At 59.6% G+C, this 14,248-nt stretch carries 14 protein-coding genes; 10 read left to right on the top strand and 4 right to left on the bottom strand.

Translation table 11 applies throughout. The annotated features are described in order from the left end of the window. Both ACSQ9D_RS19290 and ACSQ9D_RS19285 read right to left on the bottom strand, forming a co-directional pair. Positions 1-519 carry a GNAT family N-acetyltransferase gene (locus ACSQ9D_RS19290; protein WP_436283880.1) on the bottom strand — a complete coding sequence of 173 codons (519 nt, stop codon included), beginning with the start codon at positions 517-519 and terminating at the stop codon, positions 1-3. A gap of 22 nt (positions 520-541) precedes the next feature. After that, complete coding sequence (locus ACSQ9D_RS19285) at positions 542-1,108, bottom strand: helix-turn-helix domain-containing protein (protein WP_436283493.1); 567 nt, start codon at positions 1,106-1,108, stop codon at positions 542-544. Between the two features lie 142 nt (positions 1,109-1,250). Here ACSQ9D_RS19285 and lepA point away from each other — a divergent pair, with 142 nt between their 5' ends. Next, complete coding sequence (lepA, locus tag ACSQ9D_RS19280) at positions 1,251-3,083, top strand: translation elongation factor 4 (protein ID WP_436283492.1); 1,833 nt, start codon at positions 1,251-1,253, stop codon at positions 3,081-3,083. Between the two features lie 65 nt (positions 3,084-3,148). Here the strand turns inward: lepA and ACSQ9D_RS19275 are convergent, their stop codons facing one another. Together ACSQ9D_RS19275 and ACSQ9D_RS19270 are read right to left on the bottom strand one after the other, a co-directional pair. Then, a complete protein-coding gene (locus ACSQ9D_RS19275) occupies positions 3,149-3,604 on the bottom strand; it encodes a GFA family protein (RefSeq protein WP_436283491.1) in 456 nt (151 codons plus the stop codon). Positions 3,605-3,702: 98 nt separating this feature from the next. Next, on the bottom strand, positions 3,703-4,233 hold the full coding sequence (locus ACSQ9D_RS19270; protein WP_436283490.1) for a dTDP-4-dehydrorhamnose 3,5-epimerase family protein: 531 nt from the start codon (positions 4,231-4,233) through the stop codon (positions 3,703-3,705). A gap of 125 nt (positions 4,234-4,358) precedes the next feature. On the opposite strand from ACSQ9D_RS19270, the gene ACSQ9D_RS19265 reads away from it, so the two are divergent. From ACSQ9D_RS19265 to ACSQ9D_RS19225, 9 genes are all read left to right on the top strand, one after another. Continuing rightward, positions 4,359-5,180, top strand: coding sequence for an NAD-dependent epimerase/dehydratase family protein (locus tag ACSQ9D_RS19265; RefSeq protein ID WP_436283489.1), 822 nt, complete (start codon positions 4,359-4,361; stop codon positions 5,178-5,180). A 2-nt stretch (positions 5,181-5,182) separates the two neighbouring features. Then, positions 5,183-6,253 (top strand): class I SAM-dependent methyltransferase, encoded by a 1,071-nt coding sequence (locus tag ACSQ9D_RS19260; RefSeq protein WP_436283488.1) that lies wholly within the window; start codon positions 5,183-5,185, stop codon positions 6,251-6,253. Beyond that, positions 6,231-7,016, top strand: a complete 786-nt coding sequence (locus ACSQ9D_RS19255) for a cephalosporin hydroxylase family protein (protein WP_436283487.1) — start codon at positions 6,231-6,233, stop codon at positions 7,014-7,016. The genes ACSQ9D_RS19260 and ACSQ9D_RS19255 overlap by 23 nt, the downstream gene beginning before the upstream one ends. Positions 7,017-7,056: 40 nt before the next feature. After that, entirely contained in the window at positions 7,057-7,824 is a 768-nt protein-coding gene (gene rfbF, locus ACSQ9D_RS19250) for a glucose-1-phosphate cytidylyltransferase (protein WP_436283486.1), read from the top strand. Beyond that, complete coding sequence (rfbG, locus tag ACSQ9D_RS19245) at positions 7,821-8,891, top strand: CDP-glucose 4,6-dehydratase (RefSeq protein WP_436283485.1); 1,071 nt, start codon at positions 7,821-7,823, stop codon at positions 8,889-8,891. The genes rfbF and rfbG overlap by 4 nt, the downstream gene beginning before the upstream one ends. 4 nt (positions 8,892-8,895) lie before the next feature. After that, positions 8,896-10,125, top strand: a complete 1,230-nt coding sequence (locus ACSQ9D_RS19240) for a methyltransferase domain-containing protein (protein WP_436283484.1) — start codon at positions 8,896-8,898, stop codon at positions 10,123-10,125. 656 nt (positions 10,126-10,781) lie between these two features. Further along, positions 10,782-12,362, top strand: coding sequence for a peptide ABC transporter substrate-binding protein (locus ACSQ9D_RS19235; RefSeq protein WP_436283483.1), 1,581 nt, complete (start codon positions 10,782-10,784; stop codon positions 12,360-12,362). A gap of 48 nt (positions 12,363-12,410) precedes the next feature. After that, positions 12,411-13,334 (top strand): ABC transporter permease subunit, encoded by a 924-nt coding sequence (locus ACSQ9D_RS19230; protein WP_037125097.1) that lies wholly within the window; start codon positions 12,411-12,413, stop codon positions 13,332-13,334. Continuing rightward, on the top strand, positions 13,331-14,248 hold the full coding sequence (locus ACSQ9D_RS19225) for an ABC transporter permease (protein WP_436283482.1): 918 nt from the start codon (positions 13,331-13,333) through the stop codon (positions 14,246-14,248). Before ACSQ9D_RS19230 ends, ACSQ9D_RS19225 begins: the two co-directional genes overlap by 4 nt.

The following is a 14,248-nucleotide window of genomic DNA, read 5'->3' as shown; positions in this document are numbered from 1 at the left end:
TCAAGCAACCCGCTTGTAGAAAAGCGTGGTGGCGCAGAGGCCGCCTTCCGGCCACAGCGCGTAATCCGGGATCACTCCGACCCGCTCCCATCCAAGCCGCGGATAGATCGCCTCGGCGTCGCTGCCGGTTGCCGTGTCGAGCACCAGGATCGTCTTGCCGCGGGCGGCAGCTTCGCGTTCGGCTGCATCCATCAGCAACCGTGCTAGCCCCTTGCCGCGAGCCGAGCGATGTACCAGCAACTTCTTCAGATCGCCGCGATGCGGCTGGTTCGGCATCTGCGCCGCACCGACCTGCACAGTGCCCACGGCCCGACCGTCGATCTCGGCCACGAGAAGCAGCGTTGCGCCCGATGCGACGGCATCGGCGACGACCTGCCAGTAAGGCGCGGCATCGGCATTGCCATAGGGCTGCATGAAGCCGACCGATGCGCCGCCATTCACGCAATCGGTCAGCACCTCGCAAAGGTCGGGAATTGCCGCGCGGGCTTCTGCCGCGTCGAGAAGGCGGATCGTGGCTATCATCATTCTCTCCTGAAATGAATTAGCGCCCGCGACGGTCGAGCACGACGCAGTAGCGAGCGGGTATGTTGCCGGGGTTGTGAAAAACGTGACCCTCGCTGACGGGCATGAACAGGCAGTCACCGGGCAGGAGTCGGTGGACCGTGTCGCCCGTCGTCATCTCCATCTCGCCGTCGAAAAGCCAGATATGCTGGGTCATGCCGTTGCTTGCCGCATGCGGAGGGAAACTGACGCGGGCACCGGCCGGGAATTCGACGTCGACGATATCGACATCCGAGGTGGTTCCAGGCGGTGAGACGGAGCGGCGCATGTAACCCGTCTCCGGATCCCGCCAGATCTGCTGGTCCTTCCGGCGCGACAGCGGCGAGACCTCGCCCTCCTCGGCAAAGAAGGCCGAGAGCGACAGGCCGAGCGCTGCACAAACCCTGGCAAGCAGCGACGCCGTCGGGCTCGCTTCGCCACGTTCGATCCGCGAAATCATAGCCCGGCTGACGCCGGAGGCGTTGGCAAGATCATCCAGCGTCAAATTCTTCTCGATCCGGAGCTTGCGGATGCGAAGGCCAATCGCCGTTTCCAGTTCCTGTTCCATCATCCGATCCAACAATTCCACTATAATAGAAAATGCACACTCTGGTGATGGAATCAAGCGCTATGTTTAGACCTACGAAACAGCGATTTATCGTAAACGAACCCCTGCTTTTCCGCTTTGCGGCAAGGGGCGGCACTGCTATATGGCGCCCATGAGCACCAATCCAACGACTCCGCTTTCCCATATCCGCAACTTCTCGATCGTGGCCCACATCGACCACGGCAAATCGACGCTTGCTGACCGCCTGATCCAATCGACCGGCGGGCTGGCCGAGCGCGAGATGTCCGAGCAGGTGCTTGACAACATGGATATCGAGCGCGAGCGCGGCATCACCATCAAGGCCCAGACTGTGCGCCTGCACTACGTGGCCAAGGACGGCGAGACCTATATCCTGAACCTGATCGACACGCCCGGGCACGTCGACTTCGCCTATGAAGTCTCACGCTCGCTCTCGGCCTGCGAAGGTTCGCTGCTCGTCGTTGACGCCAGCCAAGGCGTCGAGGCTCAGACGCTTGCCAATGTCTACCAGGCGATCGACAACAACCACGAGCTGGTCACCGTTCTCAACAAGATCGACCTACCGGCGGCCGAGCCCGACCGCATCAAGGAGCAGATCGAGGAAGTGATCGGCATCGATGCGTCCGAAGCGGTGCTGATTTCGGCGAAGACCGGCCTCGGCATTCCCGATGTTCTGGAAGCGATCGTGAAGAAGCTGCCGGCGCCGAAGAGCCCGGGCGGCGAAAAGGCACCGCTGAAGGCATTGCTCGTCGATAGCTGGTACGACACCTATCTTGGCGTCATGGTTCTTGTGCGCGTCATCGACGGCGTGCTGACCAAGGGTCAGACGATCCGCATGATGGGTACGGACGCCAAGTACCAGGTGGAGCGCGTTGGCGTGCTGACGCCGAAGATGGTCAATGCCGACAGCCTCGGCCCCGGCGAGATCGGCTTCATCACAGCTTCGATCAAGGAAGTCGCCGATACCCGCGTCGGCGATACGATCACCGAGGACAAGCGCCCGACGGCGCAGGCCCTGCCCGGCTTCAAGCCGGCGCAGCCGGTGGTTTTCTGCGGCCTCTTCCCGGTCGACGCGGCCGATTTTGAAGATCTGCGCGCTGCGATGGGCAAGCTGCGCCTAAATGACGCCTCGTTCTCCTTTGAGATGGAATCGTCAGCCGCCCTCGGCTTCGGTTTCCGCTGCGGCTTCCTCGGGCTGCTGCATCTCGAGATCATTCAGGAGCGTCTGGAGCGCGAATTCAACCTCGATCTGATCGCGACGGCGCCTTCGGTCGTCTACCAGCTGACGATGACTGATGGTAGCGAGCGCGAACTGCACAACCCGGCCGACATGCCCGATGTCGTCAAGATCGACGAGATCCGCGAGCCCTGGATCAAGGCGACGATCATGACGCCGGACGACTATCTCGGCGGCATCCTCAAGCTCTGCCAGGACCGTCGCGGCATCCAGACCGAACTCACCTATGTCGGTACCCGCGCGATGGTGACCTACGAACTGCCGCTGAACGAAGTCGTCTTCGATTTCTATGACCGGCTGAAGTCGATTTCGAAGGGTTACGCCTCCTTCGACTATCACCTCGAAGGCTACCGCGCCGGCAACCTCGTGAAGATGTCGATCCTCGTCAATGGCGAGCCGGTCGATGCGCTGTCGATGCTGGTACACCGCGCCGCCGCCGAGAAGCGTGGCCGCGACATGTGCGAGCGGCTGAAGGAACTAATCCCGAAGCACATGTTCAAGATCCCGATCCAGGCCGCGATCGGCGGCAACGTCATTGCCCGCGAGACCATCTCGGCGCTGCGCAAGGACGTGACGGCGAAGTGCTACGGCGGCGACGCCACCCGAAAGCGCAAACTTCTGGACAAGCAGAAGGAAGGCAAGAAGCGCATGCGCCAGTTCGGCAAGGTGGAGATTCCGCAGGAAGCCTTCATCGCCGCACTCAAGATGGGCGACGAGTAAAGCAGCATTTTAGCCCGGCCGGCACACGACGCATGGCCGGGCTGCTATCTGGATACCGCTCTGCTTCAGCTGCAGGCCATATATTCCTTCACCAGCCCTTCATAGGCGTCCATCTCCGGCAGCGCCTCATAGCTGCGGGCTGCGCCGGTCACTGCGAAGGGCAGCTTCTCGCGCGTCCAGGTCTCGATGAATGGCCGGAACCAGCGCGGATCGTCCAACATCGTCGGACGCAAATTGACGAACCAGTCCATCCCCTCCGACCGTGTGAACATCCAGGTCATGCAGTGGTCGCAAAAATAGTGGTGCGCCTCAGCACCGTGCAGACCGCCGATCACCGGCTCCCCCTCGGTGATCTCGAAGCCTTCCGCTGGAATGGCGGCACTCAGCGAATAGGCGCTCGACGACATTTTCTGGCAGCCCGTGCAATGGCAGGCCATGGTCAGCAGCGGCTTGGCGCTGATCTTCAATCGCACACGCCCGCATCGGCAGCCACCCTCCCAAGGCAGATCTACTTCGGTCATCACGGCCTCCTTTTCGTCATGCTCAATCTAGTGGCGGGCGGCGCGGCGTCAAATCAGCCAGCTTCCGACCACAGACAAGCCGACGGCGGCGTGGCCTTTTAGAGCATCGGGAAGTGACGATCTCGCTCTGACATCTGCGCGACGGGCAGCGGCCAGGCGATCGAGATCCTGGGATCGAGCGCGTTGACTCCGCCTTCGGCTCCGGGCGCGTAAGGCTTGTCGTGCAGATAGATCAATTCGCAGTTTTCCGTCAGCGTCTGGAAGCCATGGGCGAAGCCTGGTGGGATCATCATCGAACGCGCATTCTCGGCGGAAAGAACCTCACCATGCCACCTGAGATAGGTTGACGACTGCGGCCTGAGATCGACGGCGACGTCGAAGACGGCTCCGGAGAGGCAGGAAACGAACTTCGCTTCGTCATCCGGGGGCCGTTGGAAATGCATGCCGCGAATGGCCCCCTTTGCCTGTGTCATCGTGTGATTGATCTGCGCGATGCGGCCGATGCCGAAATCGGCAAGCTCCTCGGTGCAGAAGAAGCGTGAGAAGAAGCCGCGCTCATCGCCAAGCCTGTGACGCTCGATGACGAGGAGGTTGCTGAGGGCAGTGGGGATGCGGGTGAAACGGGACATGCAACTCGATCGGAATGTTTTCAGGATAGCCCGGCGAAACGCTCTATCGACTTGTTCCGGTCGACGCAAACTTGACCTGACACTGAAAAAGGGCTCATTAGCAACCACTGTTCGAGAGCACTGATTTGGGCAAAGTACTTATCACCGGGGCCTCCGGATTTGTAGGCCGACACCTCCTGCGCACACTTGTAGCACAGGGAGCCGATGTGCGCGCCGTCCTTCGGCCGAATGCCGTCGAAAAGGTGCAGACCATCGCAGCAATTGAGGTTGTAGAGAGCCCTTCGCCTTTTTCCGAGAGCGAAACCTGGTGGGCTGATGCTCTTGGCGGGATCGATACAATCGTTCACCTGGCGTGGTACGCGGAACCTGGAAAATATCTGACGGCACCGGAAAATCTGGACTGCCTCACCGGCACGCTGACGATGGCGAAGGCTGCAGCAAAGGCAAGCGTACGCCGCTTTGTCGGGGTCGGCACGTGCTTCGAATACGACGTCAGCTTCGGAAAGCTCTCAATAGAAACCCCATTGAAGCCCCTTACCCCCTACGCAGCGGCCAAAGCGGCGGCTTTCATGGCGCTGTCGCAGTGGTTGCCGGCGCAAAGCGTGGAGTTTGCGTGGTGCCGACTTTTCTATCTCTATGGCGAAGGCGAAGATGAGCGTCGCTTCGTGCCGTATCTTCGGAAATCGCTGGAAGCGGGGCAACGGGCCGATCTCACCGAAGGAAGGCAGGTTCGTGACTTCATGGACGTCCGCGATGCAGCCGCTCGCATATGCGAGGTCACCTTCGGAAAAGCCACGGGCGCTATCAACGTTTGCTCCGGTGTTCCTGTGACCGTGCGGGAGCTCGCGGAGCGAATCGCCGATCAGTATGGTCGACGAGATCTTTTAAACTTTGGAGCGCGGCCCGATAATCTTGTCGATCCGCCCTTCGTCTTGGGAGTGCCATAGTCTTGGATACAGCACCAACGGATGTCCGCGTGCTTTACGAGCAGCGGGGCCTGCCGATCTTTCAAAATCGAATGTATGACACCTTGGAGGACGCGCTGGCCTCGCCGCGAGGTGACATATGTTTGGTGGAAGATCTCCGCACGGGTCTCGTGCGCAACGCGGCGTTTCAGCCCGATTTGATGATCTATGATACATCCTACCAGAACGAGCAGGGCCTGAGTCCGATGTTTCGTCGCCATCTGGAAGAGGTCGCTGCGATCATCACGACGAACATGGGGCGGAATAACCTTGTCGAGGTTGGCTGTGGCAAGGGGCTTTTCCTGGAGATGCTGGAAGAGCGCGGTGTCGAAATCACCGGTTTCGACCCTGCCTATGAGGGAACAAACCGCCGAATTCGCCAAGAGTATTTCCAACCTGGCAGCGGGATTGAAAGCGATGGCCTAATCCTCCGGCATGTTCTGGAACACATTCCGGACCCGGTCGCATTCCTTGGGCAACTGAAGGAAGCCAACGGCGGGCGTGGACACATCTATATCGAAGTTCCCTGTTTCGATTGGATCTGCGAGCAGCGGGCATGGTTTGACGTCTTCTACGAACACGTCAACTATTTCAGGCTTTCGGATTTCCACCGAATGTTCGGGACGGTTGTCGCGAGCGGTCGGATCTTCGGCGGTCAGTATCTCTACGTTGTCGCCGATCTGGCGACATTGCGTGATCCGACGATTGACCAAAACGACCGCGTAAAAGTCCCCGAGGATTTCGTCGCGAAGCTGGAAAGCATCAGCCCTGGCGAAACGCACACGGCGGTGGTCTGGGGTGGTGCCTCGAAGGGCGTCATATTTTCGCTTCTGAGACAGCGAAAGGGCCGTCCCGTCACGGCCGTGATTGACATCAATCCTTCAAAGCAAGGCAAGTTCCTGCCTTTGACTGGATTGAAAGTTCAATCCCCGAGCGAGGTTCTGCCGGAACTGCCGCCAGGCTCCGATATCTACGTGATGAACCGCAATTATTCTGAAGAGATCAAGAAAATGTCGAACAACGCCTACAACTATGTCGAGGTTGACCGTGGTTGATTTCAAGAGCGAAGTCGCCGACCGCATTGTCGCGATCCAGGGCAACGAAGACTTCAAAAGAAGCGCTTCCGATTTCCTGCGCAAGTCCGTCGAACCGAAGTACTCCTACAACTACTTCTGGATGGGTCGCCCGATTATCCAGTACCCCCAGGACATGGTCGCCATGCAGGAGATCATCTGGGAGACACGTCCCGACCTGATCATTGAGACAGGGATCGCGCATGGCGGCTCACTGATCCTGAGCGCGTCCATGCTTGCTCTCCTTGATATGGCAGACGCGATGGAAACTGGCGCCACCTTGGACCCCCGCAGCTCGAACCGGCGTGTTCTCGGCATCGATATCGATATCCGGGCGCATAACAGGGCCGCAATCGAAGCGCACCCGATGGCGTCGCGCATTCAGATGATTCAAGGGTCGAGCATAGATCGGGGCGTCGTCGATCAAGTCCATCAGATCGCCAAGCCGTTCAAACGCGTTCTGGTGTGCCTGGACAGCAACCACACGCACGATCATGTACTGGCCGAGCTTGAAGCCTACGCGCCGCTGACTTCGGTCGGCAGCTATTGCGTCGTTTTCGACACCCTGATCGAAGATATGCCCGCGGACGCTTATCCTGACCGGTCGTGGGGACCGGGTGACAACCCCAAAACGGCTGTGTGGAAGTATCTCGAAACGCATCCCGAATTCGAGATCGACCGATCGATCGACCAAAAGCTTATGATCACCGTGGCACCAGACGGCTTTCTGAAGCGACACAGATAGAACTCTCTGGAATCGGAGTTCGTAGCCCGGGAAATACCATATGAAAATCGTCATTCTCGCGGGTGGATACGGTACCCGCATCTCCGAAGAAAGCCACCTGCGGCCAAAGCCGATGATCGAGATCGGGGGTCGTCCGATTCTCTGGCACATCATGAAGATCTACAGCCATTTCGGCTTCAACGACTTCGTGATCTGCCTCGGCTATCGTGGCTACATGATCAAGGAATATTTCGCCAACTACATCCTGCACTCAGCGGATGTTACCTTCGACATGGAGCGCGGCGAGACGACATACCATGCGACCAAGGCCGAGCCTTGGCGCGTGACGCTTGTCGAAACGGGTGAAGGTTCGATGACCGGCGGGCGCCTGAAACGCGTCGCGAACTATCTCGACGACACGTTTTGCCTCACCTACGGCGACGGCGTTGCCGATGTCGACATCAAGGCGTTGACCGAATTTCACCAAAGCCACGGACGCGAGGCGACGGTGACCAGCGTGGTGCCGCCCGGACGCTATGGCGCGTTGCTGACCGAGGACGGGCAGGTGACGAGCTTCACCGAAAAGCCGGCGGGCGACAACGGACGCATCAACGGCGGCTTCTTCGTGCTCAGCCGGTCGGTGCTTGATCGTATCGAGGGGGACTCCACGCCATTCGAGGGTGCGCCGCTCGAAGGACTTGCCAGCGACGGCCAGCTGATGGCCTTCCCGCATGACGGCTTCTGGCGCCCGATGGACACGCTGCGCGACAAAAACCAGCTCGAAGAACTCTGGCAGAGCGGCCATGCGCCGTGGAAAGTCTGGTCATGAGCCGGCTGCCGGATCAGCGTTTCTGGTCAGGCAAACGCGTCTTCCTGACGGGCCATACCGGCTTCAAGGGGACGTGGGCGCGGATATGGCTTTCACGGCTTGGCGCTGAGGTGACCGGCTATGCGCTTTCGCCGGCGACGACGCCGTCGCTGCATGCGCTGGCCGACACCTGCGGGATGGCTGCTGAGACGATCGCCGATATCCGCGACGGGGCGAGACTCACGGATGCTCTCAGCGCCTGCAACCCCGACATCATCCTGCATATGGCGGCGCAGCCGCTGGTGCGACGCAGCTATCTCGAGCCGGTCGACACGTTCGACGTCAACGTCATGGGGACAGTGCGCCTGCTAGAGGCGGCACGTCCGCTGCAAGTACTGAAGGCCATTCTCGTCGTGACGACCGACAAGGTTTACAGCAACGACGAAAGCGGGCGGCATTTCGTCGAAACCGATCGGCTTGGCGGACATGACCCCTACTCCGGCTCTAAGGCCGCGGCCGAGATCGCAACGGCGACCTACAGGGACTCCTTTTTCCGTCCGAAGGGCGTGCATGTCGGCACCGCGCGCGGCGGAAACGTGCTCGGTGGCGGCGACTTCTCGGAGGACCGGCTGGTTCCCGACATCGTCCGCGCTGCCATAGCCGGGCAGATTCTTGATATCCGCAGCCCGCTTGCAACGCGGCCGTGGCAACATGTCCTCGACTGCCTGAACGGTTATTTCCTGTTCTGCGAGGCGCTGTATAGCGGGACTGCGTCGGTGGAAGCGCTGAACTTTGGGCCATCCCCTGACGAAGCGCAAATTCCCGTCGGCGTTGTCGCCTCATCGGTGCAGGCAGCCATGGGGCTCGGGCACACCTGGCAGGATACCTCGGCGTCAGACAAGCCGCGCGAGATGCACGCGCTTGGTCTCGATCCTGCCGAAGCCTATCGTTGCCTCTCCTGGCGGGCAAGGCTGAGCCAAGCCGAAGCGATAGACTGGGCTGCACGCTGGTACGATCAATGGCGCCGGGGCGAAGATGCGCTCTCGCTCGTCGCTGGCCAGATTGATGCTTTCACGAAAGGCTCCTAACCACATGTCTCACCAATGCCGTTTCTGCTCAGCGCCGTTGACGACCGTTGTCGCGGATCTTGGATCGACACCGTGGTCGAACTCCTTTCTGCCAGATGCAGCCGCGATCGCCAAGGAGCGCTCCTTTCCGTTGAACGTCATGGTTTGCGCGCAGTGTTTCCTGGTTCAAACGACCGAGAACGTGCCGGCGGACGAAATTTTCAACGCCGACTATGCCTACCTCTCATCGTTCTCGACCAGCTGGCTCGAACATGCCAAGCGCTACGCCGAGATGATGACCGAGCGCTTCGAACTTTCGGCAGCTTCGACAGTGGTCGAAGTCGCCTCGAATGACGGCTATCTCCTGCAATATTTTGCAGCCAAGGGCATTCAGGTGCTCGGCGTGGAACCGGCCGCGAATGCAGCCAAGATCGCGGAAAGCCGCGGCGTGGCGACCAAGGTGGCGTTCTTCGGCAGGAAGACCGCCCAGGCGCTGGTCGAGGGCGGCGTGCGCGCCGACGTGACGGCCGCCAACAACGTCCTAGCGCATGTGCCAGATATCGCCGATTTCGTCAGTGGCTTTGCCACCCTGCTAAAGCCGGACGGCGTCTCGACATTCGAATTCCCGCATCTTCTGACGATGATCGATGGCATCCAGTTCGACACGATCTATCACGAACACTACTCGTACATGTCGCTGCTCGCGGTCGAGCGCATTTTCGGCGCTTGTGGGCTGAAGGTCTTCGATGTGGAGGAGATTCCGACGCATGGCGGATCGTTGCGCGTCTTTGCACAGAAGGCGGAAGGCGCACGCGCCGTGACAGACAGGCTGCTTGCGCTCCGCGCAAAGGAAGAGGCCTTCGGCCTCAAGGAGATGGCGACCTACGAACGGTTCGGGACGCGGATCGAAGGCGTATGCGAAGAGTTCAAGACCTTCCTTCGTCAAGCCAAGGTCGCAGGAAAAACGGTCGCCGCCTATGGCGCCGCAGCCAAGGGCAACACCTTCCTGAACGTCTGCGGCGTCAACGCCGACGACATCGTCTTCGTCGTCGACCGCAGCGACATCAAGCAAGGCAAGTTGCTGCCGGGAAGCCATATTCCTGTCTATGCACCGAGCCACATCGAAATCGCGAAGCCGGACTATCTCGTCATCCTGCCGTGGAATCTGACAGAAGAGATCGTCAGATCGAACGATTATATCCGGGCATGGGACGGACGTTTCGTCGTGGCGATCCCGACGCTACGGATTCTTTGAGATTGATGAGGCAGAGCAGTGCTGGTTGGCATCGCTCCGCCTTTCCGGGCTCGTACGCCTGTCCTACGAAGGCGCTTGGTAAACCTGCCGTCAGCGACGTGGAGGTCGTGGACTCGTGGAGTTCAGGTGTGGATATCGTTCGGGCGGCGCCCGTTTTACAGACAAGCGGTGCCTTGTTCGGATCATGATGCGCTCCCACAGTCTGCCTTTCGCGCTTCTCTGGGTCCCTTTGCGTGATCTGGCCCGGTCTTTCACGAGACCTCCGGAGACAACGCAACATTTCAAAAATCGATGGCGACCACATGTCGCAAACAGACAGCAAATAGACGCAGTGGCCATTGATTTATCAGCGCAATTCACCGCAAACGCGTCGAAAACTAAGCCGGCTAGAGTCAGTTTATTCAACCATTGATTGACTGTGGTGCGGCATGCCCATTTGAGCGAAACGCCCTCGCAGCTGCGAAAAATCGCCCATTCTGTAGCCAGGTGATGGAATGGAGGCCAAAAGTCATGGCCTCAGGAAGCGTCGCTCGCCGTTTCATTTGGGGGCTTGCAACGCCAGACCTTTACGATAGGTTGCGCGTTGACCTGAACGTAACTGGTCACGGGAACAAACGACTAATAAAAGGCGCAAAGCCTAGAAAGGTGGCCCCCATATGAGCTTTCTTACGAAAAAATTCCTGGCTTCAGCAGTGTTTGGCTCGCTGCTGGCCATGTCGGCGCACGCAGCGACGCTCAACATCCACAATGGCGGCGACCCGCAGTCGCTCGACCCACAGAAGCTGTCGAGCGACTATGAGAACCGCATTGCAGGCGACATCTTCGAGGGCCTCGTAACGGAAGACCCGAAGGACGATCCGATCCCGGGGCAGGCCGAAAGCTGGACCGTCTCGCCTGATGGCAAGGTCTATACCTTCAAGCTGCGCGACGGCATCAAATGGTCGGACGGCCAGCCGGTGACCGCAGGGGATTTCGTTTTCGCCTTCCAACGCCTTCTCGATCCGAAGAATGCCGCCGAATACGCCTATCTGCAGTTCACCATCAAGAACGCGGAGAAGATCAACAAGGGCGAGATCACCGATTTCAGCCAGCTCGGCGTCAAGGCGATCGACGACAAGACGCTCGAGATCACGCTGGAGAACCCAACCCCCTACTTCATCAACTCGCTGATGCATTACACTGCCTACCCACTGCCGAAGCATGTGGTTGAGGCGAAGGGCACTGACTGGGTCAAGATCGGCAACATCGTCACCAACGGCCCGTACAAGCCGACCGAATGGATCCCAGGCGCGTCCGTCACGACCGTCAAGAACGACCAGTACTACGGCGAGAAGGACCTGAAGATCGACGGCGTCAAGTTCTTCACGCTCGAAGACCAGGAAGCGGCTCTGAAGCGTTATCGCGCCGGCGAGTTCGACATCATGACCGACTTCCCGACCGATCAATACGAGTGGATGAAGAAGAACCTGCCGGGTCAGGCGCACGTGACGCCGTTCCTGGCCAGCTACTACTACGTCCTCAACGCCCAGAAGCCGCCGTTCAACGACAAGCGCGTCCGCCAGGCGCTGTCGATGGCCGTCAACCGCGAAGTGATCGGCCCGAAGATCCTCGGCACCGGCGAACTGCCAGCCTATTCGTGGGTTCCGCCGGGCACCGCCAACTACAGCGATCCGGCCTATGTCAGCTGGAAGAACATGCCCTACAAGGAGAAGGTGGAAGAGGCGAAGAAGCTGCTCAAGGAAGCAGGTTTCGGACCCGACCACCCACTGAAGGCACAGCTTCGCTACAACACCAACGACAACCACAAGCGCGTGGCAGTCGCCATCGCCTCGATGTGGAAGCCGCTCGGTGTCCAGATCGAGCTCTACAACACCGAAACCAAGGTGCATTACGACGAAATGCAGCATGGTCAGGTCGAAATCGGCCGCGCCGGCTGGATCGCCGACTACAACGATCCTGACAACTTCCTCGGCCTGCTCGTTTCCGGTGTTTCGATGAACTACGGCCGTTGGAGCAACGCCGATTACGACAAGCTGGTCAAGGAAGCGAACGCCCAGACCGACCTGAAGACGCGCGCGGAAATCTTCAAGAAGGCTGAACAGCTCGCGCTCGACGACAGTGCCGCCATTCCGCTGTACTATTATGTCTCGAAGAACGTCGTCTCGCCGAAGGTCCAGGGCTTCGAAGACAATATTCAGGACATCCACCGTACGCGCTGGCTGTCGGTCAAAGAATAAGGAACACCGGCCCTTCCTGCCTACTGCAGGAAGGGCCGATCCACGACCATGATCAAATATGCACTCCGTCGCCTGCTGTCGACGATCCCCGTCATGTGGATCGCCGTGACACTCAGCTTTTTTGTCTTGCGCCTTGCTCCCGGCGGCCCATTCGATGGCGAGCGGCCATTGCCGCCGGTGATCCTGAAGAACCTCGCGGCTCACTACAATCTCGACAAGCCGCTTATCGACCAATACCTGATCTACATCTACGACGTGTTGAAGGGCGACCTTGGTCCTTCCTTCGCCAATGAAGACTTTACCGTCAGCCAGCAGATCATGATCGGCCTGCCCTACACCTTCACGATTGGCGGCCTCGCCTTCATCCTTGCCATCCTCATCGGTGTGACGGTTGGCTGTCTTGGGGCGCTTTATCAGAATAAGGCGCCTGACTATCTCCTCGGCTTGCTCATTCTCGTCGGCCTGGTTCTTCCGAACTTTCTGATCGCGCCCATCCTACAGCTGATTTTCGGCATCCATCTCGGCTGGCTGCCTGTCGGGGGATGGGGTGACGGCTCGTTCAAGTATCTCGTCATCCCGATCGTCGTGCTGGCATTGCCGCATGCGGGCCGCATCTCACGCATGACACGCGGCTCGATGATCGAGGTGATGAACCAGAATTACATCCGCACCGCCAAGGCCAAGGGCATCGGTCCGCGGCTGACCGTCATGCGCCACGCGCTGAAGCCTGCCATGATGCCGGTCGTTTCCTATCTCGGCCCGGCGGCGAGCTACCTTCTCACCGGCTCGCTCGTTGTCGAGAGCATCTTCGGATTGCCCGGCATCGGCCGCTATTTTGTCAACGCGGCGCTGAACCGCGACTACGGCATGGTTCTCGGCACGGTCATCTTCTACATGGTCCTGATCGTCTTTCTGAACCTTCTCGTCGACATTGCCTATGCGTGGCTCGATCCGAAAGTAAGAAACCGATGATCCTCAATCCCGCAAAGAGAGAGCTGCTCGCGGCTGAACTGCTGGCGGCTGAAGGGCTCTCGCACAAGAGCCGCTCGCTGACCGGCGATGCTCTGCGTCGTCTTTCCCGCAACAAGGCAGCCGTTGTTGCCATCGTTGTGATCCTCCTCCTGATCCTGGCCGCATTCCTCGGCCCGTACCTCATTCCGTTCGACTATGAGGAACCGGATTGGGCGGCGTTCCGGATGCCCCCTGACATGGAGAGCGGCCACTATTTCGGAACCGATCCGAATGGCCGCGACCTGCTTGCGCGTGTTCTTTACGGCACCCGCGTCTCGCTCGCCGTCGCCGCGACGGCGACCATCGTGTCCGTGGTAATCGGCGTCCTATATGGCGCGATTTCCGGCTACATTGGCGGCAGGCTCGATGCGATCATGATGCGCTTCGTCGATATCATGTATGCGCTGCCCTACATTCTCTTCGTGATCCTGCTGATGGTGGTGTTCGGCCGCAACGTCTACCTGCTGTTTGCAGCAATCGGTGCGCTGGAATGGCTGACGATGGCCCGAATTGTGCGGGGACAAACGCTCTCGATCAAGCAACGCGAGTTCATCGAAGCGGCACGCGCGTCCGGCCAGAAGCCGTTCAAGATCATCCTCAAGCACATTATCCCGAACCTCGTCGGGCCGGTGGTGATCTTTGCTGCGCTGACCGTCCCGGAAATCATCGCGACCGAGAGCTTTCTGTCCTACCTTGGCTTCGGCGTTCAGGAACCGCTCACCTCGCTCGGCACGCTGATTGCCGAGGGCACCGACGCCATGGAAAGCATGCCGTGGCTGCTGATCTTCCCGGCCTGCTTCCTCGTTGCCCTGCTGATGAGCCTGCTTTTCATCGGCGATGGCCTGCGCGACGCGTTCGACCCGAAGGATCGATAG

It is taken from the genome of Rhizobium sp. LjRoot258, from assembly GCF_964254185.1.
Lineage (GTDB): Bacteria > Pseudomonadota > Alphaproteobacteria > Rhizobiales > Rhizobiaceae > Rhizobium.
This window is presented reverse-complemented; position numbering and strand designations above follow the sequence as displayed.

Coding starts and splice junctions, on each gene's coding strand:
- ACSQ9D_RS19285 (WP_436283493.1), bottom strand. CDS start 1,108: ATGGAACAGGAACTGGAAACGGCGATTGGCCTTCGCATCCGCAAGCTC.
- lepA (WP_436283492.1), top strand. CDS start 1,251: ATGGCGCCCATGAGCACCAATCCAACGACTCCGCTTTCCCATATCCGC.
- ACSQ9D_RS19275 (WP_436283491.1), bottom strand. CDS start 3,604: ATGACCGAAGTAGATCTGCCTTGGGAGGGTGGCTGCCGATGCGGGCGT.
- ACSQ9D_RS19270 (WP_436283490.1), bottom strand. CDS start 4,233: ATGTCCCGTTTCACCCGCATCCCCACTGCCCTCAGCAACCTCCTCGTC.
- ACSQ9D_RS19255 (WP_436283487.1), top strand. CDS start 6,231: ATGTCGAGGTTGACCGTGGTTGATTTCAAGAGCGAAGTCGCCGACCGC.
- rfbF (WP_436283486.1), top strand. CDS start 7,057: ATGAAAATCGTCATTCTCGCGGGTGGATACGGTACCCGCATCTCCGAA.
- rfbG (WP_436283485.1), top strand. CDS start 7,821: ATGAGCCGGCTGCCGGATCAGCGTTTCTGGTCAGGCAAACGCGTCTTC.
- ACSQ9D_RS19240 (WP_436283484.1), top strand. CDS start 8,896: ATGTCTCACCAATGCCGTTTCTGCTCAGCGCCGTTGACGACCGTTGTC.
- ACSQ9D_RS19235 (WP_436283483.1), top strand. CDS start 10,782: ATGAGCTTTCTTACGAAAAAATTCCTGGCTTCAGCAGTGTTTGGCTCG.
- ACSQ9D_RS19230 (WP_037125097.1), top strand. CDS start 12,411: ATGATCAAATATGCACTCCGTCGCCTGCTGTCGACGATCCCCGTCATG.
- ACSQ9D_RS19225 (WP_436283482.1), top strand. CDS start 13,331: ATGATCCTCAATCCCGCAAAGAGAGAGCTGCTCGCGGCTGAACTGCTG.